9 protein-coding genes and 1 pseudogene are annotated in these 8,622 nt (G+C 52.5%); 2 read left to right on the plus strand and 8 right to left on the minus strand.

Translation table 11 applies throughout. From position 1 onward, the window contains the following. Positions 1 to 27: 27 nt before the first annotated feature. Entirely contained in the window at positions 28 to 363 is a 336-nt protein-coding gene (gene ndhM / locus IGQ15_RS06085; protein ID WP_206199685.1) for a photosynthetic/respiratory NAD(P)H-quinone oxidoreductase subunit M, read from the minus strand. A gap of 472 nt (positions 364 to 835) precedes the next feature. On the opposite strand from ndhM, the gene IGQ15_RS06090 reads away from it, so the two are divergent. Both IGQ15_RS06090 and trmFO read left to right on the plus strand, forming a co-directional pair. Further along, entirely contained in the window at positions 836 to 2,239 is a 1,404-nt protein-coding gene (locus tag IGQ15_RS06090; protein ID WP_297049763.1) for a cation:proton antiporter, read from the plus strand. Between the two features lie 2 nt (positions 2,240 to 2,241). Continuing rightward, positions 2,242 to 3,615 (plus strand): FADH(2)-oxidizing methylenetetrahydrofolate--tRNA-(uracil(54)-C(5))-methyltransferase TrmFO, encoded by a 1,374-nt coding sequence (gene trmFO, locus IGQ15_RS06095; RefSeq protein WP_297049765.1) that lies wholly within the window; start codon positions 2,242 to 2,244, stop codon positions 3,613 to 3,615. Here trmFO and tsaE read toward each other — a convergent pair. The 7 genes and pseudogenes from tsaE to IGQ15_RS06130 form a co-directional block, all read right to left on the minus strand. Further along, on the minus strand, positions 3,518 to 3,976 hold the full coding sequence (tsaE, locus tag IGQ15_RS06100; RefSeq protein WP_297049767.1) for a tRNA (adenosine(37)-N6)-threonylcarbamoyltransferase complex ATPase subunit type 1 TsaE: 459 nt from the start codon (positions 3,974 to 3,976) through the stop codon (positions 3,518 to 3,520). The genes trmFO and tsaE overlap by 98 nt on opposite strands. Continuing rightward, positions 3,977 to 4,669, minus strand: coding sequence for a magnesium protoporphyrin IX methyltransferase (gene bchM / locus IGQ15_RS06105; protein ID WP_297049770.1), 693 nt, complete (start codon positions 4,667 to 4,669; stop codon positions 3,977 to 3,979). A gap of 484 nt (positions 4,670 to 5,153) precedes the next feature. Continuing rightward, on the minus strand, positions 5,154 to 5,426 hold the full coding sequence (locus tag IGQ15_RS06110; RefSeq protein ID WP_297049773.1) for a hypothetical protein: 273 nt from the start codon (positions 5,424 to 5,426) through the stop codon (positions 5,154 to 5,156). Beyond that, positions 5,414 to 5,847 (minus strand): annotated as a pseudogene (locus IGQ15_RS06115) (NotI family restriction endonuclease). Before IGQ15_RS06115 ends, IGQ15_RS06110 begins: the two are co-directional and overlap by 13 nt. Before the next feature lie 45 nt (positions 5,848 to 5,892). After that, on the minus strand, positions 5,893 to 6,807 hold the full coding sequence (locus tag IGQ15_RS06120) for a permease-like cell division protein FtsX (protein ID WP_297049777.1): 915 nt from the start codon (positions 6,805 to 6,807) through the stop codon (positions 5,893 to 5,895). Then, the gene (ftsE, locus tag IGQ15_RS06125) at positions 6,776 to 7,498 is read right to left on the minus strand and encodes a cell division ATP-binding protein FtsE (RefSeq protein ID WP_297049779.1); all 723 of its coding nucleotides are present in this window, start codon (positions 7,496 to 7,498) and stop codon (positions 6,776 to 6,778) included. Before ftsE ends, IGQ15_RS06120 begins: the two co-directional genes overlap by 32 nt. Further along, positions 7,495 to 8,271 carry a WecB/TagA/CpsF family glycosyltransferase gene (locus IGQ15_RS06130; protein WP_297049781.1) on the minus strand — a complete coding sequence of 259 codons (777 nt, stop codon included), beginning with the start codon at positions 8,269 to 8,271 and terminating at the stop codon, positions 7,495 to 7,497. The genes ftsE and IGQ15_RS06130 overlap by 4 nt, the downstream gene beginning before the upstream one ends. Positions 8,272 to 8,622: the final 351 nt, after the last annotated feature.

Raw genomic sequence — 8,622 nt, forward strand, 5'->3', positions numbered from 1 at the left:
ATAATCCGCGATTGAGGATCAATGAATCTAGGAGTGATTCACACGGGGAATCCCCAGACTGTAGTTGCGCACACGGCTATTGAGGTTGTAGCCAATTTCCCCTTGCATCAGTAACGAGCGAATAAAGTGCTCCAAGTCTGAGCCAATCCGCCGCAAATTGTATTCCGTTAAGTCTTCCCCTGCGGCATTGGCCACCAACTCCTGAAATTTGGCTTCCACCTTCGCTAAGGCAGCGTCGTTCCACTCCAATTCGTTATCGGGATCCACATTCAGCGTCAGTGTTTCCGTATCAGGATGAACTTCACCATCAACCACATGGCCGGCATAGATGTGAACGTGGCGTGTTGTGGACTTCAGTAGCATGGCTGACCCAATGACGAGTGGACAGTAGTTCGTAAACGCTTCTACTATACCAAGAATCTTTTCGCGGAAAGTTTAGAAAAACTCATGGCTTAGCCCAAGAAGCAGTAATAGGCTAGCTTTGAGGCTGCTTTTGGTTAGCGATCGCTCAAAATAAAAAGGGCAACTGCCCCCTCAATAACAATTTACCGTGCCTGTCGTTGCTCCCAGCGTCGCTGGTCACCCGCCCAAGGGGGAGATCCACCATGGAGACGAATGTTCACTATTTCTCCCTAAACGTTTCATCACTGATAGAATGCCCATTCCTAAAGGCTGGGGCGATCGCCCGTATACCCGTATAAAAGACTATGGTAACCATGTTGAAATCCCACCGCAATTAGACAACAAAGAGCCAAGTTCGGTTCAGTCAATTCAAGGTTGAGCTGAAGGGGAAGGCGTGCTTAACTTAGTTAAAGAGTTTTTAACATTTGCTGCTATGCCCTTGATAACGTCACTTTTTCAACCTGTTCTTGCCGATGTTGCAGCAGAATCAGTGAACTTGGCGGAAGCAGGTCCATTGATCTTGGCCGCTGTTCTGCTGAGTCTAGTGGTGATCTACTTTGCCAGCAAAGTCGGCGGTGAAATTTGTGCCCGCATTAACTTTCCACCGGTACTGGGCGAACTGGTAGGGGGTGTGGTTGTTGGTATTTCCGTCTTGCACCTGTTGGTTTTTTCCGAAGGGGGGTCAACGGAACCCTCTGTCCTGACGACCTTTATTCAGCAGACGGCAGACATGGATGGCACTGTCGCTTCAGTGGTTGCCAGTACCGCCAGCGAAGTGATTTCCGTCCTCTCGGAAATTGGCGTCATGATCCTGCTCTTTGAGATTGGCTTGGAATCGGATTTAGAGGGCTTGCTCAAGGTGGGCCCCCAGGCGGCTGTCGTTGCTGTGGTGGGGGTGGTGGCTCCCTTTGTTGCAGGAACTTTCGGCCTTGTGACGCTCTTTCATGTGGACTTGGTACCCGCTATCTTTGCGGGGGCGGCTCTGACGGCAACCAGCATTGGGATTACAGCCAAAGTCTTGGCGGAAATTCAACGCCTCACCTCCCCAGAAGGTCAAATCATCATTGGGGCAGCAGTTCTCGATGACATTCTCGGCATTATCGTGCTGGCAGTGGTGGCCAGTCTAGCCAAAACCGGCACGGTCGAGATCAGCAATGTGATCTATCTGATTATTAGCTCTGTAGTCTTTTTGGTGGGTTCTGTCGTCGTGGGGCGGCTGCTGAGTCCCTTCTTTCTGGGGATGGTTGATCGCCTGACAACGCGCGGTAACCTGCTCATTCCCTCCCTCATCTTTGCCTTTGTCCTTGGTTATGTCGCCGTGATCCTGCAACTGGAAGCTATTCTCGGTGCTTTTACTGCTGGCTTGGTCTTGGGGGAAACAGAGAAGCGGCGTGAGCTAGAGGAGCAGATTTTGCCCATTGCCGATATGCTGGTGCCGGTGTTCTTTGTCTGTGTCGGCGCCCGCACTGATATTAGCGTTCTTAATCCCCTAGAACCGGCCAATCGTGAGGGTCTAATTATTGCCTCCTTCCTTGTAGTTGTGGCCATTGTTGGTAAGGTGGTAACAGGAGCAACCGTCTTTGGTCAGCCGGGAATTAACCGTTGGGCCATTGGCATTGGTATGGTGCCTCGCGGTGAAGTAGGGTTGATTTTTGCGGCTGTCGGCTCGGCTAGCGGTGTGCTCTCGAAGGCCCTAGATGTCAGCATTATTGTCATGGTGATTCTGACCACGTTCGTTGCACCACCTCTGTTGCGTTCGGTCTTTAAGCCAGAGGCAGAGGACTCAGCGGCGTTACCCACCTCAGATGTTCCAGTGGAGTCTCCCCCAAAAGGATAGCAATGGAACCGATTACGGTCATTGGCGGCGGTTTAGCCGGTACAGAAGCGGCTTGGCAAATTGCCCGTGCGGGTCTGCCGGTGGTCCTCTATGAAATGCGCCCCCAAGTGGCCAGTCCAGCCCACCATACGGCGGAGTTGGCAGAGTTGGTGTGCAGTAATTCCTTTGGTGCCAAGGCCAGCGATCGCGCCACAGGGCTATTGCACCATGAACTGCGTGCCCTCGGGTCGTTGATTATTGCCACTGCCGATCGCCATCAAGTGCCCGCCGGCGGTGCTCTAGCGGTGGATCGCGCCCAGTTTAGCCGTGAGTTAACTAAAACCCTCGAAAGCCATCCCCTTGTAACATTGCGGCGCGAAGAACTACCCTGCCTCCCAGAAAGCGGGATTGTGGTGTTGGCCACTGGACCACTGACTAGTGAAGCCCTAAGTACCGATCTTCAACGCTTTACGGGACTGGACTACCTGAGTTTTTTTGATGCTGCCAGCCCAATTGTGGTCGGGGAGTCCATTAACCGTGAAGTGGCCTTTTTGGCCTCCCGCTACGACCGGGGGGAAGCCGCCTACCTCAACTGTCCCTTCACTGCTGAAGAATACCAGCGCTTTTGGCAAGCCCTCTGTGAAGCTGAACCGGCGCCGCTGAAGGACTTTGAGCGCGAGCGTGCCCAATTTTTTGAGGCTTGCTTACCGGTAGAGGAGTTGGCACGACGGGGGGTGGATACCCTGCGATTTGGCCCTTTGAAGCCTGTGGGCTTGCAGAATCCGCGTACGGGAGAGCGTCCCTATGCGGTGGCACAACTACGCCAAGAGGATCGCCACGGCCAACTGTGGAATTTGGTGGGCTTTCAAACGAATCTGCGCTGGGGGGAGCAACAGCGGGTGTTTCGGATGATCCCCGGTTTAGAGCAGGCGGAGTTTGTGCGCATGGGGGTAATGCACCGCAATACGTTCCTCAATGCGCCGCAGTTGTTGAGTGCCAGTCTTCAGTTTCGCGATCGCCCCACCCTCTTAGCAGCGGGTCAAATTACGGGTACCGAAGGTTATACGGCCGCAGCAGCGGGGGGCTGGTTAGCCGGAACGAACGCGGCTCGCTTGGCACGGGGACTCACCCCCTTGGTATTGCCCCCAACCACAATGGCCGGTGCTCTGTTTCACTACATCAGTACGGCAGAGAGCAAAACCTTCCAGCCCATGCCCCCCAACTTTGGTATTTTGCCACCTCTAGAGCAAAAAATTCGGCAAAAGGCCTTGCGTTATGCTGCCTATCGCGATCGCGCCCTCAAAGATTTAAGCACTTGGGCAACAGTGATGTCGCTGCCCCTACAGCCTCTAGAGTTAGACAGGTGCGATCCTGCTGTCGTTGAAGCTGGAGCCTAAGGTAGTCTGGGGGTAGAATTGGCAGGCGATCGGGCCACTCAATGGCAACAATTCCCAGATCAATTTCTTCCCCAAGCCAATAGCGTTCCAGTGCCAACTCCGCCACTTCGGCGGGGGTAAGGCGATAGAGATCAAAGTGATAGAGGGGCACACGCCCTTCGGGGTATTCCTGAATCAGCGTGAAGGTGGGGCTTTGAATGACATCCGCAATACCCAATCCCTCCCCCAAGGCTTGCACAAACGTGGTTTTCCCTGCTCCTAGCTCCCCCGCTAACAAGAGCACCGTCCCCGGCGGCAGCCATGTCCCCCACTGGCGCCCCAAGGCTTGCAGATCCGCCAAGCTCAAGTTGAGGCTCGTCATTTAGGCGCGCACTGCTTCTAGAAGTCGCGAAAAGTAAAAGCGGGTTTTGGTCATGGCATTGCGTTCAATCCGCCAACCCAAGTCTCGCAAAATCCCGACAATAAATTCCTCACTGTGGAGATAAGCACGGGTGGCCTTGCTGGAGCCGGGGAAGAATTCACCAATTTTTTTCAGCAGCGTATATTTTGGTGTTTTGGGGGCAAAGCTGAGGATCAGCCGCTCCATCGCCAAGGAACTCAAGTGGGCTAGCATCCCTGCCATTTGGCTGTCGGGATAGTGGATGAGGACATCGAGGCAGATGACGGTATGGTATTGTCCCCGCAGGGCTTCAAGATCGCTCACACTGAGGATGAGTTCATGGTGGCCATTCAATTGAACAGCAGCGCGATCGCGGGCTTCAGCCACCATCTTCTCGGAAATGTCACTGGCATAGACCCGTGCCCCCAATTCCGCAAGGGGAATGCTCAGACTACCAACACCACAGCCGGCATCACAAATGAGTTTACCCTTGAGGGAGCCATCGGCCTTGAGCCATGCCAGCACCGTATCAATCGTTTGTTGGTGTCCCATGCGGATATCCGCTTGCACCTTGCTGACCTGCTCCGTGCCATAGATGCGCCGCCAGCGATCGAATCCGGTCGTGTTGAAGTAGTTTTGCACAATTGCCTTTTCGTCAGCCGTAGATTGTGTCATATCACTCGTTAGTTGGGTTATACATTAGGTGGTTTTTGAGATTGGATGAGTATTTAGCTTTTGTTACAGGAAGAGGAAGCAGCGTGCAGTCCTTTTCACAAGGATTGAATATGCTCAAAGCGCCAAGACTGCTGTAGGCAAGCATTAGTATCTAACCATAGTAAATCTCGTCCAATCACTAACTCACTTATCGTAGCATGATGGGTATTTTTCATCAAAATTGAACGTACCTGAACTGATGCTGAGCCGCCATCTCTTGAACTTCTTTGGCATCACTATATGTCATAAGAAAGTTTCCCGAAAGTGAGCTGCATCTTCGAAAGAGATATTCGTGATCAATTTGATTTGATGATATTTGTAGAGCCTTCTACCAGCACTCTTACCACCCGCCGTATAGGGAGGATCAATGAAGTAGATTGCATCTTTACGATTAGCAAACTCGACCATGACATTTAAGCCATCGTCACAGCGGAAATCCATCCGGCTAGCAATATGATTGAGGTTCATCAGTCTCTGGGCAAGTATTTTTGGATACCAACGCGAGCCAATCCCTGACTGGAGGAGCCTCCAATTGGTCATCAAGTTTTTCTTGGAGAATTTTGATGAAATGGTCGATCGTGCCGGGGGATGGAGTTGTAATCGCCAGCAATGCAGGTTGAAATTCTGTTAAAACCTCATCTACTTTCGTCAAATAATATCGCTCTGAGTCAGTCCCCTCTGCTTTGCGTAGCCCTAGGTCATAGATCAGCCATGCCATCTCAGCTTTATCTTTGGGTACCTGCTTGGGCGCGGGAGGTGTCTCAAAGAAACTTCATTAGTCACTCTGCCACTTTCATCATAGGCAACAAGAACAACATTGATGTTTCTAGCAGACTTGCCATGGGCATTGTTGAGACGCACTTCCGTAAGAGAAGTCCACTGTGTTCTCTCTTCAAAAAGAAATCGGCAGCAGCATCAGCAACGATCCAATCCTGACGAAAGCGAATTGGACAAGTAATAACGGGTGTCCCTTCATGATAAACACTGCACACACCGAGGGGATTTTTGGCCTTGTCTTTTGTGCAATTGGGTACTTTATTGTTAAAAGGGCAAAGCCGCCGAGAACGGTAGCGTTGAGCTGCATCTGTGGGGTCGGTCACCAGATAGCCAAACACTTCTGGCTGCCCACCATTGCTCATGCAGAGGCTCTTTTCCAGTGCTGCTGAGTCTAGAAAGAATCAAGACTATTTTGGCATAGAGGCTGTGGTTTGCAGTGCCAATCGGGTACTCACTAGCCCCAAAATCACCCCAGTGATGATCAGGAAGACCCCCAAGCCCACCGACCATTCAATGGAGACATTGCTGGCAAGGGCGCGAAAACTGGCCTGTTGGGTTAACCACTGCTGAAGCTGTTGACTAGTGCCCCAGCCAACCATCCACGCCAGTAAACCGCCGCCGCCACCTAGACTAGCGGCTTGAATAAATAGGGGCGTATAAATCCAAGTTTGGGTGGCGCCCACTAGAGTCATGATCTCAATTTCAGGTTGGCGCACAAGGATAATCAACCGCAAAATAGCACTCACCAGAGCAACCACCGTTAAACTCAGGAGCAGCACCAAAATGAACGTGACTCCCCGCACCACCCGCTGCACACTTTGCAGGCCTGTTAGGGCGCGCTCAAGATACTGCACAGACTCAATGCCTTCTTTTTGGGCAATTTGGCTAGCTAGGGGAGCCACCTGTGGGAGGCTTTGGGCGCGGATCTTGATTTCATCGCTGAGGGGATTGGTGTCAAAGAGGTCTAAGCCACCTTGTTCACTTTTGAGGCCTAAATCAGCTTGTAATTCTGCCCAAGCGCGATCGCGATCAATCCAAGTGAGGTCGGCTACCCCCGGTAATGCTGCCAACTGTTCCTTGAGGCTGGCCACCTTGGCTGCGGGAAGCGTAGGCGAGACATAGGCCGTAATTTCTAACCGATTACCCAAGGACTCAACACTAGCGCCGAGGAGTTGCGACACTTGCCAGCCCCAACCAAAAATAAAGAGTGTCACGGCCACAGCAATGACCGCTGCACCATTGAGCCAACCACCGCGCCAGAGACTGCGGCGCACTTCTGGAAGCAAAAAGTCAAGGGTGGGTAGGGGACTCAAGTTTTCCATGGTGCAAATGGAGAATCCGATGGGGAACTAAGCGAGTCAAGGCTAAGTCATGGGTGGTAAAGAGAACCGTTAGCCCATGTTGATGGAGGCGGTGGATCAGGGCAAGAATTTGCTGGCTGGTTTGGGGATCCAGATTACCCGTGGGTTCATCCGCCAGCAATAGCTCAGGACCACCAACGATCGCCCGAGCAATGCTCACCCGCTGCTGCTCTCCCCCCGATAGAGATTGGGGAGGGGCATTGGCTTTGTGGCTCAGGCCCACCAGTTTGAGCGCCGTTTGCACCCGCTGCTGAATTTCTGCTTTGGGAATACCGCGCACGAGCAGCGCAAAAGCCACATTGTCTGCCACCGAGCGATCGCCCAAGAGCTTAAAGTCCTGAAAAATCACCCCTAGGCGCCGCCGCAACTGTGCCATCCGCCGATCCTGCTGGGGATTGACTTCCTCACCAAACAGGCGAACTATGCCCTGATCTGGGCGAACTTGGCCACAGAGAAGTTTTAAGAGGGTGGATTTACCCGACCCCGAAGCACCCGTGAGAAAATAAAACTCTCCCCGTCGCAGTTGCAAACTGACGCGATGTAAGCAAGGCAAGGCGCCACCAAAGGACTTCGTGACTTGGCACAGTTCTGCAACAATTACCCCTTTAGAGGTTGATTCGCAGGGGGGTACCACTGGGGTCACGGCGGTCATCGGGATGAGAAACGCGGTCGCCCATGCAAACGACTCAGGAGCGCTTTCCATGCAAATTGGGGCAAAGCCAGCATCCGCCGCCACCGCCACGGTTCTTGATACAGGCGATAGAGCCACTCTAAATGAAGTTTTTGGAAGAGCTTGGGTGCCCGTTTTTTCACTCCAGCCCAAATATCAAAGCTGCCCCCAACACCGACCCAAATCGCCTCTGGGCAAATGTGACGATGGCGATCGATCCAGTATTCCTGCCGAGGTACCCCCAAAGCGACAAAAATAATGTGGGGTTGCTCCTCTTTAAGCTTTTCAATGAGGGCAGCTTCGGTATCCGCATCATGGTAGCCAGATTGCACGCCCACAATCTTTAAGTTTGGCAACTCTCGATGCCAGCGCTCAGCCACTTTTTCTGCCACCCCCGGTGCTGCCCCATAGAAAAAGACTCGCTTGGGCTGCGGAGCTTCATTAGCAAGTCGCAGGAGGGCTTCGGCAAATTCAATCCCCGGCAGACGGCGCGCGGACAGACCATGCAACTTGAGGTAGAGAATGACCCCCGATCCATCGGGAATCACCAAATCAGCACGGTGTACAACATCAGCAAACTCTGGTGTTCGCTCCGCCAGCATCACCATCTCTGAATTGAGCGTAATCACGTGCTGACCATAACCATCCCGCTGTTGCATCAGCAGCCACTCGGGGGCATTGTCCACCAAATGGAGGGGAAGTCCAAAAACTGAGACTTTTACGGGAATGGTGGGGATTACAAGGGGGTGACCCATAGGGAAGTTGAGCACAAGAGACACTGAAGTATCTTACAGCCCTTTTCACAGCAAGTGAACACTTTGCGCGAAACAGCCTGCTGGGCAGGAGAACGCTTCAGTCGTGGATCCCCATCGTTTGGAAAAGGGCTATTTTGGATATACAAGATCATCCCACGGGATATGCCTTGTTGAAAACCACAGAATGCCTTTGCTAGATTAGGGTCGTTATTAAGATTCGTAAACTTAGCTCTCATTGTTCGATTGAGCTAGCTCACGAATCTGCCTTTATCACTTCCTTATCGGAGTTGAGTTTTATGACGATCGCGATTGGACGAGCGCCAGCAGAACGGGGATGGTTTGACATCCTCG

The sequence above is a fragment of the Thermosynechococcus sp. M98_K2018_005 genome, assembly GCF_015295825.1.
Lineage (GTDB): Bacteria > Cyanobacteriota > Cyanobacteriia > Thermosynechococcales > Thermosynechococcaceae > Thermosynechococcus.